This window comes from Sinorhizobium alkalisoli, from assembly GCF_008932245.1.
Taxonomy (GTDB): domain Bacteria; phylum Pseudomonadota; class Alphaproteobacteria; order Rhizobiales; family Rhizobiaceae; genus Sinorhizobium; species Sinorhizobium alkalisoli.
Genome location: NZ_CP034909.1, coordinates 3,209,297 through 3,221,487, shown reverse-complemented (window position 1 = coordinate 3,221,487; position 12,191 = coordinate 3,209,297). Strand labels below are relative to the sequence as shown.

General features: G+C 64.8%; 14 protein-coding genes. 6 read left to right on the top strand and 8 right to left on the bottom strand.

Annotated elements, in window-relative coordinates; genetic code table 11:
• Positions 1–46: 46 nt before the first annotated feature.
• From rpsP to EKH55_RS15460, 5 genes are all read right to left on the bottom strand, one after another.
• Positions 47–421: a 30S ribosomal protein S16 gene (gene rpsP, locus EKH55_RS15480; RefSeq protein ID WP_069458808.1), complete on the bottom strand. Its 375-nt coding sequence runs from the start codon at positions 419–421 to the stop codon at positions 47–49.
• A 38-nt stretch (positions 422–459) separates the two neighbouring features.
• Positions 460–795: a chorismate mutase gene (locus tag EKH55_RS15475; protein WP_069458807.1), complete on the bottom strand. Its 336-nt coding sequence runs from the start codon at positions 793–795 to the stop codon at positions 460–462.
• A gap of 12 nt (positions 796–807) precedes the next feature.
• Positions 808–2,406, bottom strand: coding sequence for a signal recognition particle protein (ffh, locus tag EKH55_RS15470; protein ID WP_069458806.1), 1,599 nt, complete (start codon positions 2,404–2,406; stop codon positions 808–810).
• 258 nt (positions 2,407–2,664) lie between these two features.
• Entirely contained in the window at positions 2,665–3,315 is a 651-nt protein-coding gene (locus tag EKH55_RS15465) for a cysteine hydrolase family protein (protein ID WP_151611767.1), read from the bottom strand.
• The gene (locus tag EKH55_RS15460) at positions 3,312–3,788 is read right to left on the bottom strand and encodes a MarR family winged helix-turn-helix transcriptional regulator (protein WP_069458804.1); all 477 of its coding nucleotides are present in this window, start codon (positions 3,786–3,788) and stop codon (positions 3,312–3,314) included. Before EKH55_RS15460 ends, EKH55_RS15465 begins: the two co-directional genes overlap by 4 nt.
• Positions 3,789–3,905: 117 nt before the next feature.
• Here EKH55_RS15460 and EKH55_RS15455 point away from each other — a divergent pair, with 117 nt between their 5' ends.
• The 6 genes from EKH55_RS15455 to EKH55_RS15430 all read left to right on the top strand — a co-directional run bounded on the left by EKH55_RS15455 (position 3,906) and on the right by EKH55_RS15430 (position 10,287).
• The gene (locus EKH55_RS15455; RefSeq protein WP_151611766.1) at positions 3,906–4,916 is read left to right on the top strand and encodes an MBL fold metallo-hydrolase; all 1,011 of its coding nucleotides are present in this window, start codon (positions 3,906–3,908) and stop codon (positions 4,914–4,916) included.
• A 98-nt stretch (positions 4,917–5,014) separates the two neighbouring features.
• Positions 5,015–5,917, top strand: coding sequence for a diaminopimelate epimerase (gene dapF / locus EKH55_RS15450; RefSeq protein WP_069458972.1), 903 nt, complete (start codon positions 5,015–5,017; stop codon positions 5,915–5,917).
• Entirely contained in the window at positions 5,914–7,188 is a 1,275-nt protein-coding gene (mtaB, locus tag EKH55_RS15445) for a tRNA (N(6)-L-threonylcarbamoyladenosine(37)-C(2))-methylthiotransferase MtaB (protein WP_069458802.1), read from the top strand. The genes dapF and mtaB overlap by 4 nt, the downstream gene beginning before the upstream one ends.
• 15 nt (positions 7,189–7,203) lie before the next feature.
• Positions 7,204–8,910 carry a signal recognition particle-docking protein FtsY gene (gene ftsY / locus EKH55_RS15440; protein WP_069458801.1) on the top strand — a complete coding sequence of 569 codons (1,707 nt, stop codon included), beginning with the start codon at positions 7,204–7,206 and terminating at the stop codon, positions 8,908–8,910.
• A gap of 157 nt (positions 8,911–9,067) precedes the next feature.
• Positions 9,068–9,700, top strand: coding sequence for a septation protein A (locus EKH55_RS15435; protein ID WP_083265335.1), 633 nt, complete (start codon positions 9,068–9,070; stop codon positions 9,698–9,700).
• Positions 9,697–10,287, top strand: coding sequence for a DUF2585 domain-containing protein (locus EKH55_RS15430; protein ID WP_151611765.1), 591 nt, complete (start codon positions 9,697–9,699; stop codon positions 10,285–10,287). The genes EKH55_RS15435 and EKH55_RS15430 overlap by 4 nt, the downstream gene beginning before the upstream one ends.
• 280 nt (positions 10,288–10,567) lie before the next feature.
• Here EKH55_RS15430 and EKH55_RS15425 read toward each other — a convergent pair whose 3' ends face one another.
• Genes EKH55_RS15425 through EKH55_RS15415 form a run of 3 tightly spaced genes read right to left on the bottom strand, consistent with a single transcriptional unit; the run spans position 10,568 to position 12,119 of the window.
• Positions 10,568–11,179 (bottom strand): DsbE family thiol:disulfide interchange protein, encoded by a 612-nt coding sequence (locus EKH55_RS15425; RefSeq protein WP_069458798.1) that lies wholly within the window; start codon positions 11,177–11,179, stop codon positions 10,568–10,570.
• Positions 11,176–11,352, bottom strand: a complete 177-nt coding sequence (gene ccmD, locus EKH55_RS15420; RefSeq protein WP_083265334.1) for a heme exporter protein CcmD — start codon at positions 11,350–11,352, stop codon at positions 11,176–11,178. Before ccmD ends, EKH55_RS15425 begins: the two co-directional genes overlap by 4 nt.
• Positions 11,349–12,119: a heme ABC transporter permease gene (locus tag EKH55_RS15415; protein ID WP_069458797.1), complete on the bottom strand. Its 771-nt coding sequence runs from the start codon at positions 12,117–12,119 to the stop codon at positions 11,349–11,351. Before EKH55_RS15415 ends, ccmD begins: the two co-directional genes overlap by 4 nt.
• Positions 12,120–12,191: the final 72 nt, after the last annotated feature.

The following is a 12,191-nucleotide window of genomic DNA, read 5'->3' as shown; positions in this document are numbered from 1 at the left end:
GGCGGCATGGAAATGCCGCCCGTCCGCCACATCGTTTTGATGCAGATTATTCCGCGGCAGCTTCTGCTGCGGCAGCGGCTGCGTCTTCGGCGCGCTGCTTGGCTTCGGCGGCGCGCTCCTGAGCCTTCTTGCCGGGCTGTGCCTTGGTCGGGTTGTTGCGGGCCGGGCGCTTGGCGAGACCGGCCTGGTCGAGGAAGCGGAGCACGCGGTCTGTCGGCTGCGCGCCCTGGGCGATCCAGTGGCTCACGCGCTCGGCGTTCAGTTCGATGCGCTTTTCGTCATCCTTGGCAAGCATCGGATTCCAGGAACCGAGCTTCTCGAGGAAGCGGCCGTCACGCGGCGAGCGGGCATCGGCAACGACGATCTGGTAATAGGGGCGCTTCTTGGAACCGCCGCGGGCGAGACGAATTTTCAGTGCCATATCAATTTACTCCTTGCAGGCTTTCTTGACCGCTTCTTTCAAGCGGAACGGGTGGTGCCGGCGCTGCCCGCGGGCTGCGAGCGATCGGCGGCAATGGCTTCATGATGCCGGATGACTTCCTTGATGATGAAGTTCAGGAACTTCTCGGCGAAATCCGGGTCCAGATTGGCATCCTTGGCAAGGTGCCGAAGGCGTTCGATCTGGTATTCTTCGCGCGCCGGATCGGCCGGCGGCAAGCTGTGCTTGGCTTTGAGAACACCCACCGCCTTGGTGCAGCGGAAGCGTTCGGCCAGCATATGGACGAGAGCGGCATCGATATTGTCGATCGACTGCCGGTAGCTCGCCAATTCCTCTTTGATCTCGGGATCAAGCATTCGTCGCGATCCTCACTTCTTCTTCGGCAGGCCGGGAAGGCCCGGGAATCCGCCGCCAAGACCCGGCAGCTTGGCGCCGCCCAATCCTGGTAAACCTTGGCCCGGTAAACCTTGGCCGGGCAAACCATTTCCGCCGCCGAGGCCCGGCATCCCGCCCGGCTTGCCGAGACCGGCCGCTTCAGCCTGCTTCTGCAGCGCTTCGAGCTGTTTCGGGTCGAGCTTGGAGAGATCGGGCATGCCGCCGCCTAAGCCCCCGAGGCCCATCTTGTTGGCGAGGCCCCCCATCATCTGCTTCATCATGCCGCCTTTGCCCTTGCCGCCCATCATCTTCATCATGTCCGCCATCTGGCGGTGCATCTTCAGGAGCTTGTTGATATCGGAGGCATCGGTGCCGGAGCCCCTCGCAATGCGCTTCTTGCGCGAATGCTTGAGGATGTCTGGATTAGCCCGCTCGGCCTTCGTCATCGAGGAGATGATGGCAAGCTGGCGCTTGAACAGCTTATCGTCGAGGCCGGCGGCGGCCATCTTGTCCTTCATGCCCGCCATGCCCGGCATCAGCCCCATGATGCCGCCCATGCCGCCCATCTTCTGCATCTGCCGCAACTGATCGGCGAGGTCGTTCAGGTCGAACTTTCCCTTGGCCATCTTGGCGGCCATGGCCGCCGCCTTCTCGGCATCGATGTTCTCCGCCGCCTTCTCGACCAGCGAGACGATGTCGCCCATGCCGAGAATGCGGTCGGCGACACGGCGGGGATGGAACTCCTCGAGTTCGTCCATCTTCTCGCCGACGCCGATGAGCTTGATCGGCTTGCCGGTGACTGCGCGCATCGACAGGGCGGCGCCACCGCGGCCGTCACCGTCCATGCGGGTCAGGACGAGGCCGGTGATGCCGACGCGTTCGTCGAAGTTGCGGGCGAGATTGACGGCGTCCTGGCCAGTCAGCGCGTCGGCGACGAGCAGGATCTCATGCGGATTGGATTTCCGCTTGATCTCCGCCATCTCGATCATCAGCGGCTCGTCGATATGGGTGCGACCGGCGGTGTCGAGGATGACGAGGTCATGGCCGCCGAGCTTCGCCGCCTGCACGGCGCGGACGGCGATATCGGTCGGCGACTGGCCGGCGATGATCGGCAGCGTGTCGATGCCGGTCTGGACGCCGAGCTGGCGCAGCTGTTCCTGGGCGGCCGGGCGACGGGTGTCGAGCGAGGCCATCAGGACCTTTTTCTTGTCGCGCGTCGTCAGCCGCCTGGCGATTTTGCCGGTTGTCGTCGTCTTGCCCGAGCCCTGCAGGCCCACCATCATGATGACCACTGGGGCGGGCGCGTTGAGGTCGATCGTCACCCCTTCCGAGCCGAGCATGGCGACAAGCTCGTCATGGACGATCTTGACGACCATCTGGCCGGGCTTGATCGCCTTCAGGATTTCCGCGCCGACCGCCTTTTCGCGGACCTTTTCGGTGAAGGAGCGCACGACGTCGAGCGCGACGTCGGCTTCGAGCAGCGCACGGCGAACCTCCCGTAGCGCCGCGGAAACGTCAGCTTCCGACAGGGCGCCGCGGCCGGTCAGTCCATTCAATATGGAACCAAGACGGTCCTGCAGGCTCTCGAACATACTCTCATCCTTCTGGTTCCGGTTGGCCTTCTAGGCTCGCCGGAAACGTGGGGTCCCTCGCGTGGAAAACAAGGCGCAAAGCCAAAAACCACCCGAGGGCGCGACGCGCTGTCGGATGGTGGCCTCCGGGCTCTCTTTACACCTTTTCGGGCCCCGGTCGGCGGCTTCGAAGTCATCACTTGCGAAGGATTTTGCCCGGATAAACAGGAAAGCCGGCGGAAAGTCAAGGAGCGGAAGGTGAAACCGGAGCGCCCGGCTTCAAATCAGGACGGCGCCGCGGCCCTTGAGCGCCGCGACCTGCCTGCCCCAATCCGCTTGATCGCGGCTCAGCACCGCGTCTTCGACGATCTCGACCCGATAGCCGCGATTGAGCGCGCCGTTGGCGGTGGCCTGCACGCAATAGGAGCCGTCGAGCCCGGTGAGGAGGAGAGTTCCGATCTGTTTCGCCGCCAGATAGCCTTCCAGCTCCGGTGACGAGAAGCTGTCGCTGCGCGCCTTCAGCACTTCGAAATCCGGCTCGACCGGGAGCCTCATGAGACCGAGGCCCCTGGAGCCGGGAATACCGCGCCCTTCGCCGAAGAGGCGGATCATCAGCCGTATGAGCGGCGCGCGATAGACATGGCGAATGGCGATCACGGGGATGTCCGCTTTCTTCGCCTTGGCGGCCATAATGTCGATCGCCTCGATACGGGCCTTCAGATAGGCCTCGTCCCAGCCGTACCGTCCGCCGACGGTGGTGAAATCCTCCTGCATGTCGATGATGAGCAGCGCCAGGTTCGGCCGCAGGGAGACATCGATGCGTTCGCCGGTCGTCGGCGTATAGGCTGCCTTGAGTTCGCGCCGCAATTCGAGGACAAAAAGCAGCGCGACGACGACGATCGCCGCGAGCGCCCAGAGGAGCGGCGTCACAATCTCTCCTCCCCGCCTTCACTGGCCGCGGCGAGCGCCTCGAAGGCGGCGTCGATGCGCATCATCACCCGCAGCGCCACGACCACTTCGGTCTGGTTGATGTCGCCGAGAACGGCGTGCAGCATCTCGAGCTCGCGCCGGTGAACGGTCTGGAACAGATCCCGCCCGGCGGCGGTCGGCGCGCAGATATAGGCGCTGCGGTGCTCGGGATTGGGCGTCTTCTCGATCAGGCCTTTGGAAATGAGCCCGGCGGCCATGCGCTGCACGAACTGCCGCTTCATGGAGAGCTGCCTGGCCGCCTCCGGAACCGTCAGCGGCTGTCCGCAGATGAGCTCGAGGACGGCGCGCTCGGCGACGCTGATCCCCGCCGCTTGCAGCAGTTTCTCCATCGTCCTGCCGACATTGAGGTGGACGGGGCGGATGAGCCTGATCGCCTTATAGAGGCGCTCCTGTTTGTCGAATCGGACCAGCATTGAAGCATGGTAGCAATCGAGTTGCCGTCTTCAAGAAATTCTTGACGGTCCGCCGCGCCCCCCTGTCCTTGGCCAGTCTGCTTTCCTATCTTTCGCAAGCATGCGGTCGAGGCAGCCATGAGGAAGGACGTCAATCCCTATTACAGCGGCCCGATTTCCGATCATTTCGACGGTGTCCGCTTCTTCAACCCCGGCGGCTTCCCGCCGCGCGGTCTGGCGCACCTCATTCGCTGGCAGCTCGGCGGCAGACGCGTGCAATGGCCGGCGCATTACCAAAGCCCCTTCCATCAGGCCAAACCCGATCTCGCCGTTGCCGGCGACCGCCTGCGCGTGACCATGGTCGGTCACGCGACGCTGTTGATCCAGGTGGCGGGCGTCAACATCCTGACCGATCCGGTCTGGTCGGGCCGCGCAAGCCCCTTCGCCTTTGCCGGACCCCATCGCCGCAACGCGCCCGGTATCCTGATGGACGACTTGCCGCCGATCGACGTCGTCCTCGTCACCCACAATCACTACGATCATCTCGATCTTAAGACGCTCGACGCGCTCCATGCCGGGCATGAACCGCATATTGTTACGCCGCTCGGCAACGACACGATCATCCGCCGTGCCGTGCCGGGCGCTCGGATATCCGTCATGGACTGGGGCGATCGGCTCGACCTCGAAGACGGCATCGTCGTCCATGCGGAACCCTGCCACCATTGGTCCGCGCGCCGCACGAGCGACCGGCGGATGGCGCTCTGGGCCGCCTTCGTCCTCGAGACCCCGGCCGGCAAGATCTATCACATCGGCGACACCGGCTTTCACGGCGGTACCAATTACCGGAGCGCGCGGAGAAAGCACGGCGCTTTCCGCCTCGCCAACCTGCCCTTCGGCTGCTACGAACCGCGCTGGTTCATGGAAGGCCAGCACCAGAATCCGGAAGAGGCGGTGATGGGCATGCTCGCCTGCGGCGCCGGACATGTGGCCGGTCACCATTGGGGCACCTTCCGGCTGACCAATGAGGGGATCGAGGAGCCGCTGAGAGCGCTTGAGGCTGCCCTCGAAAAGGCCGGCATCGAAGCGGACCGGTTCAGGGCCTTGCGCCCGGGCGAGGTCTACGATGTGCCTCTTGCGCCGGCCGCATGAGAACGACGCCGGCACTGGTAATTTCCGGGCTTTTCCGCCATATACAGCGCAAATTGGGCGCCTCCCCCGGTGGGAGGCCAGGTTTGGACGATCGCGACATGGCCGATCAGGTGCAATTTGCCCGGATGAACGGGCTTGGAAACAAGATCCTGGTGGTCGACATGCGCGGCCGCAAGGATCGCGTCACGCCCGCGGCCGCGATCGCGCTCAATGCCGATCCGGCGACCCAGTTCGACCAGATCATGGCGATCCACGATCCGAAGGCCGCAGGCACCGACGCCTGGATCGACATCGTCAATTCCGACGGCTCGATGGCGCAGGCCTGCGGCAACGGCACGCGCTGCGTCGTCCAGGCGCTCGCCGCCGAGACCGGCAAGAAGGTCTTCCTCTTCCATACGGTCGCCGGCCTGCTCGAGGCGAAGGAGCATGATGACGGCACGATCTCCGTCGACATGGGAAGCCCGCGTTTCGGCTGGAACGAAATACCGCTCGCGGAGGAATTCCACGACACGCGCCGCATCGAGCTGCAGATCGGGCCGATCGACGATCCGGTCCTCCACTCGCCGTCCGTCGCCTCGATGGGCAATCCCCATGCGATCTTCTGGGTCGAGAACGATGTCTGGAGCTACGATCTCGACCGCTTCGGACCGCTGCTCGAAAACCATCCGATCTTCCCCGAGCGCGCCAATATATCGATCGCGCATGTCCGCTCCCGGACCGAGATGGACCTCAGGACGTGGGAGCGCGGTGCGGGTCTGACGCTCGCCTGCGGCTCGGCCGCCTGCGCAGCCGCCGTCAGCGGCGCGAGAACCGGCCGCACGGAGCGCACGGTGACCGTGAACGTGCCGGGCGGTCCGCTGCTGATCGAATGGCGCAATGCGGACAATCACGTGATCATGACCGGACCGGCCGAATGGGAATGGTCGGGAACGGTCGATCCCGCCAGTGGCGCCTTTCAGCGCGACGAGACGAGCGGCGAAAGCGGAGCCCGGGCGCTTTGAGCGGCGTCGAGGTCATAACCTTCGGCTGCCGGCTGAACACCTATGAATCGGAAGTCATGCGGGCGGAGGCCGAGAAGGCGGGGCTGAACAACGCCATTCTCGTCAACACCTGCGCCGTCACCGGCGAGGCGGTGCGCCAGGCGCGCCAGGCGATCCGCCGCGCGCGCCGCGAAAACCCGCATGCGCGTATCATCGTCACCGGCTGCGCCGCCCAGACCGAGAAGGAAACCTTCGCCGAAATGGCGGAGGTCGATGCCGTGCTCGGCAATGAGGAAAAACTCAAGAGCGCCTCCTACCGCGCCCTGCCGGATTTCGGCGTCTCGGCCGAGGAGAAGCTGCGCGTCAACGACATCATGAGTGTGCGCGCCACCGCGCCGCAAATGGTGAAGCATATCGACGGCCATGTACGCGCCTTCATCCAGGTGCAGAACGGCTGCGACCATCGGTGCACGTTCTGCATCATTCCCTATGGCCGCGGCAATTCCCGCTCGGTGCCGATGGGTGCGGTCGTCGAGCAGGCGCGCCGGCTTGTCGACGGCGGCTACCGGGAGATCGTGCTGACGGGCGTCGACGCCACGAGCTACGGGGTGGACCTACCCGGGACACCGACGCTCGGGCTTCTTGCAAAGACCTTGCTGAAGCACGTGCAGGAGATCCTGCGCCTCAGGCTTTCCTCGATCGACAGCATCGAGGCGGATCGGCACCTCCTCGACGTGATCGCCGAAGAGCCGCGCTTCATGCCCCATCTGCACCTGTCGCTGCAGCACGGTGACGACCTGATCCTGAAGCGGATGAAGCGGCGGCACTCGAACGCCGATGCGCGCGCCTTCTGCGACGAGGTACGCCGCTTGCGGCCCGAGATCAGCTTCGGCGCGGACATGATCGCCGGGTTCCCGACGGAAACCGAGGAAATGTTCGCCAATTCGTTGCGGCTCGCGGAAGAATGCGGCATCGCGCAGTTGCATGTCTTTCCCTATAGCCCTCGCCCCGGCACGCCGGCCGCGCGCATGCCGCAGCTCGACCGAGCGCTCGTCAAGGAACGCGCCGCAAGGCTGAGGGCGAAGGGGGCTGACCTCTACGCCGCCCATCTCGAACGCATGATCGGCAGCGAGCAGACGATCCTCGTCGAGATGAACGGCCTTGCGCACACGGAAAACTTCACGCTCGTCGACGCCGCCGGGCTCGAGCCGCGCTCTCTCGCCAGGGTCGCGATCACCGGTCATAACGGCAAGCATCTGATGATGCAGCCCAAACAGATGGCTGCGGCCTGATACCTGGATAGTCCCATGGCAATTGGTTTCATCAAGAAGATCTTTTCCTTCGGCAAGGACACCGTCGAGGAGAAACCCGTGCCGCCGCAGGAGGCGGCGCCGGAGACACGTGATGCCGTGATTGCGGACGAAGCGGCGGCATCCCCCCCTATCCCTTCGGGACACCTCCCCCACAAGGGGGAGCAAGGGGAGACCGAAGCGGGCGCCGAGGACGATCGAGCCGCCTTCGAGGAGGCGAAGCTCGGTGCAGAGGATCTCCCCATCCCGCCCGAGCTAACCGCACCGGGGGCCGACGCATTAAGCGAAAGCTTTGAGAAAGGCACGAACGTCGCTGCTGACGAAGGCGTCGCGGTGGAGGAAGAGAGCGCTCCGCATCCAATCTCCCCCCTAGGGGGGGAGATGCCCGGCAGGGCAGAGGGGGGTGAAGCCCCTTCCGACCGTGCTGCACTAGCCGACGAGGCGGCGATGCCCCCCTCTGTCCCTTCGGGACATCTCCCCCATAAGGGGGGAGATCAGGCGGAGGCTGCCGCCCCCTCCGAGAGCAACCGGACCGAAAAGCAGGCCGGTGCCGAAGCGAGTGCCGCGCAGGAAGCCCCGGAACCAAGTGCATATATCGCTGCAGACGCTGTCGTGACGGGAGAGGAAGAACCCACACCTCCTGCGCTCTCCCCCCTCGAGGGGGAGATGCCTGGCAAGGGGGGTGACGCAACCGAGGCAGCCACGGCGGCGCCCCACCTCCCCAAAGGCTTCGCAGCCGCGGAAAGACGCCCCGAGGAGGAAGCGCCCGCACCGCAGCTGAAGCTTTCCTGGTACCAGCGCCTGCGCCGCGGCCTCGCGCGCACTTCCTCGCAGCTCACCGGACAGATCGCCAGCCTCTTTACCAAGCGCAAGCTCGACGAGGCGACGCTGCAGGATTTGGAGGACTTGCTGATCCAGGCCGATCTCGGCGTCGAGACGGCGATGCGCATCGCCGATACGCTCGCTTCCGAGCGCTACGGCAAGGATGTGACCGGCGAAGACGTCTCCCGCATCATGGCGGGCGAAATCACCAAGGTGCTGGGGCCCGTCGCTAGGCCGCTGGAGCTCGACCTCAGCCACAAACCGCATGTGATCCTCGTCGTCGGCGTCAACGGCACCGGCAAGACGACGACTATCGGCAAGCTCGCCGCGAAACTCTCGGGCGCGGGGCTGAAGGTGATGCTGGCGGCCGGGGATACGTTCCGCGCCGCTGCGATCGAGCAGTTGAAGATCTGGGCGGAACGGACGAAATCCGACATCGTTGCCTCCAAGCTTGGCGCCGATGCGGCGGGTCTCGCCTATGAGGCCTATGAGCGGGCTCGCGAGAAGAAGTCGGACGTGCTGATCATCGACACCGCCGGCCGGCTGCAGAACAAGGCCGAGCTGATGGCGGAACTCGAAAAGATCGTGCGCGTTCTCGGCAAGCTCGATCCCGAAGCGCCGCACACGGTGCTGCAGACTCTCGATGCGACGACCGGGCAGAACGCGCTGCAGCAGGTGGAGATCTTTCGCAATGTCGCCGGTGTCAGCGGGCTGATCATGACCAAGCTGGATGGCACGGCGCGCGGCGGCATCCTGGTGGCGATCTCCGCCAAGCACAAGTTGCCGGTCTATTTCATCGGTGTCGGCGAGGGGATCGACGATCTCGAGCCGTTCGAGGCGAAGGACTTCGCCGAGGCGATCGCGGGTGTCGGCGGCGCGTGACCGGCGGCGAAGCTGTGCGGCGAAAGCACCGGTTGATATGGTTTTGCCGCAATGCTGGTGTTATGAGCTGCCGGAGCGGGGTGAGGAAAAATGTGAAGCGGTTTTCCGCCTGCGTCCCGCTCAAGCCAGGCGAGAGATGAGAGAACAGGATCCGCAAATGTCGACAATCGAGGCCGCAAAGCCGCGGACAGAGGTAGGCCCGCTTCTGAAGCTCGTGCTGGAGCTCGGCCCGCTGATGGTCTTTTTCTTCGCCAATTCGCGCGGCGAATGGCTGGCGAGCCGCTTTCCGGTGCTCGGCGAGCTGGGCGGCCCGATCTTCATCGCGACCGGCCTGTTCATGGCGGCGACGGCGGCGGCGCTCATCGCCTCCTGGATCATGACCCGCACGCTGCCGATGATGCCGCTTATTTCCGGGATCGTCGTCTTCGTCTTCGGCGCGCTGACGCTCTGGCTGCAGAACGACACCTTCATCAAGATGAAGCCGACTATCGTCAACACGCTCTTCGGCGCGATCCTGCTTGGCGGGCTCCTCTTCGGCAAGTCTCTGCTCGGCTATGTCTTCCATGCCGCCTTCAAGCTTGACGAGGATGGCTGGCGCAAGCTGACGATCCGCTGGGGCCTGTTCTTCCTGTTTCTCGCCGTGCTGAACGAGATCGTCTGGCGCTCCTTCACGACCGATTTCTGGGTCGCCTTCAAGGTCTGGGGAACGATGCCAATCACCATCCTCTTCACGCTTCTCCAGATGCCGCTGATCATGCGGCATTCGCTGGAACGGGAAAGCGCCGAATGACGCTGGCCGCCGGCACCGAAGACAACAGGCAGCGGGTGTGGATCTGGCTGATAGCCTGCCTCGGCGTCATTGCCGTTCAAATGTTGGTGCAGCACCTCATGGGGCGGCTCTGGATCTGCGAATGCGGCTATGTGAAGCTCTGGGAGGGTGCCTTCAATTCCAGCGGCAATTCCCAGCACATCGCCGACTGGTACACGCCGTCACACATCATCCATGGCTTCCTCTTTTATGGCCTCGGCCATCTTCTGCTGCGCGGCAAGCCTCTGAGCGCGCGGCTGCTGCTCGCAACTGCGATCGAGGCGGCGTGGGAAATTGCCGAAAACACCCCGGTGGTGATCAACCGCTACCGCTCCGCGACCATCTCGCTCGACTATTTCGGCGACAGCATCCTCAATTCGACCATGGATACGCTCGCCATGGCGGCAGGCTTCCTGCTCGCCTCGCGGCTGCCGGTGGCCATGACGATCGCGCTCGCGATCGCCCTCGAGCTTTTTACCGGTTGGATGATCCGCGACAATTTGACGCTCAACGTGCTGATGCTCGTCTGGCCGCTCGATTCGGTCAAGGTGTGGCAGGCGGGGGGCTGAGGGCGCAGCGAATTGGCCCCTCATCCGCCTGCCCGTCCTCCGCAGCAGCTGCGGAGGGTGGACCGGCACCTTCTCCCCGCTCGCGGGGAGAAGGGACTCGCGACAACGCCGAGTTCCTCGTTCCCGAGTAGGACAAAAGTGGGAACACGCGAATCTTTAGTCCTTCACCCGCGAGGGAGGAACGAGGGTGAGGGGACGCCGCGAGTCACCTTCGCCCCGCCTGCGGGGAGAAGGTGGCCGGCAGGCCGGAGGGGCGGATGCGGTGAAACCGCGGGCCCGCTCACGACCCCGCCAGCGCCTTCTCGATCGCCGGCATCAGCCCTTCCTTCAGCGTCTGCTCGTCGAAAGGACCGGCGCGCTTGTAGAGGATCGTGCCGTCGGCGGCGACGAGGAAGGATTCCGGGATGCCGTAGACGCCCCAGTCGATTGCCGCCTTGCCGTTGGGGTCGACGCCGATCGCCGAGAAGGGATTGCCGAGCTCGCCGAGGAATCTCAGGGCGTTCTCGTTCCGGTCCTTATAGTTGATGCCGACGACAGTCAGGCGCGGATCCTTCGACAACTCAAGAATGATGGGATGTTCCTGGCGGCAGGGCACGCACCAGGAGGCCCATACATTGACGAGGCTCAGCTTGCCCTTGACCGCGGCATCGGTCAGCGCCGGCATCGGCTCGCCCGACGGCGTCACGGCACCTTCGAGCGGCGGCATGTCGAGCATCGGCGCCTTGGTGCCGATCAGCGCGGAGGGGATTTCGCCGATGTCCCTGCCGGAGTTCAATTGGCTCCAGAAGACCGCTGCAAGCCCCGCAAAGATCAGGAGCGGCAGGGCGGCGAGCAAGTAGCGCAAGGCGCCGGGCTTGCGCTCGTCCGGCCGCGGCGCAGGCGTGCTCGTCATGTGCTCTCTCCACCCGTCGCCTCGGCCGAACGGCGGCGGATGCCGGCGGCCTCGAGCGCCTTGAGTTCGCGCTGGCGGGCGCGGCCGTCGCCGACGACCCAGAGCACCAGTCCGACAACGGTCGCGACCGCAACCGCATAGCTCGAGAGGACATAGGCAGCGTGGCTCATCATGGCACGAGCGACTCCCGTCCGGCATTGCGCGCCGCCTGACGCCTGAGCGAGGTCACCCGCCGGCGCCAGATCTCGTTGCGCATGGCGGCGATATGTAGCGAGAAGAACAGAAGCGTGAAGGCGATGGCCATCACCATCAGCGGCCACAGGAATTCCGGGTCGATGGTCGGCCCGTCGAGGCGCATGACGCTCGCCGGCTGGTGCAGCGTGTTCCACCACTCGACGGAGAATTTGATGATCGGGATATTGACGAAGCCGACCAGCACCAAGACGGCCGAGACGCGCGCCGAGCGGGCCGGATCCTCCATGGCCCGATTGAGCGCCATCAGCCCAAGATACATGAGGAAAAGCACGAAGACGGAGGTCAGCCGCGCGTCCCAGACCCACCAGGTGCCCCACATGGGCTTGCCCCAGAGTGAGCCTGTGACGAGCGCCAGGAAGGTGAAGGAGGCGCCGATCGGAGCCGCCGCCTTGGCCGAAACGTCGGCGAGCGGATGGCGCCAGACGAGGGTGCCGAGGGCCGAGATCGCCATGACCGTGTAGCACATCATCGACAGCCAGGCCGCGGGCACATGCACATACATGATGCGCACCGTCTCGCCCTGCTGGTAATCGCCCTCGGTCGTGAAGGAGAGCCACAGGCCCACGGCAAAGAACAGCACCGTGAGCACGGCAAGCCACGGCAGCACGCGAGCGGCAAGCGCCAGGAACCGTGTTGGATTGGCGAGGTCGCTGAACTTGCGGATGGCCAGGCTGTTTTCCCTCATGACGGCTCTTTAACGCGGAAGCACCACTTCCGCAATTGATCTACGGCGCCGCGCGTCCTTTCGACGCGCAAA